Genomic DNA, 788 nt, shown 5'->3' on the forward strand with positions numbered 1-788 from the left:
GCTAGCATGATATGATCACCTTCCTGCTGTGCTGACAGAACCACCTGCCCTATACGTTCCTTACCTTTCGTCACACGGTCATCAGGCATTTCAATGCCGTGGTCTACAGCGTTTCGTACAAGGTGAACCAAGGGGTCAGATAGCGCTTCAACAAGGTTCTTATCAAGGTCAGTATCTTCACCAACCAGAACCAGGTTAACCTCTTTCTTAAGGTTCCGAGCCAAATCTCGCACAACCCTGGGAAAACGTCCAAAGACCTTCTTAATCGGCTGCATTCGAGTTTGCATAACCGCTGACTGAAGATCACCTGTTACGACATCTAAGTTGGACACAGCCTTCTGCATGGACTCGTCACTGCTTGCATCGCCAAGACGTTTTAGTCGGTTACGCACAAGCACCAATTCACCCACCATATTCATGATATCGTCTAGGCGCTTTGTATCAACACGAACTGTTGTTTCTGTCGCTATGGTTTCATTCTTCTTCGATGCCGCTTTAGCAGCTGGTTTTGCAGCCGGCTTTGGCTTAGCTGCAGCTGCTGAGGCTGGGGCCGGTGCAGGCGCTGGCTTTGGTGTGGGCTCTGGAGCCGGCGCAGAACTGGCAGCAGCCTTGGTCGTTGGCGACCCGCCTGCTCCATGAAGTTCATCCAGTAGCTTTTCGAACTCATTATCGGTAATCAACTCTCCATCACCGCTAGCAGGAGTAGCTGACGCTTCAGACGTGGCATCACCTGCAGCAATACCTTCGCTATTGAACTGACCTTCACCATGCAAGTCATCCAATAGTTT

The 788-nt window shown here is 50.6% G+C and carries 1 pseudogene; it reads right to left on the reverse strand.

Annotation, left to right across the window (positions count from 1 at the left end):
* A pseudogene (locus A3757_RS23600) lies at window positions 1–788 on the reverse strand (chemotaxis protein CheA); the annotation flags it as partial.

This window comes from Oleiphilus sp. HI0117, assembly GCF_001635235.1.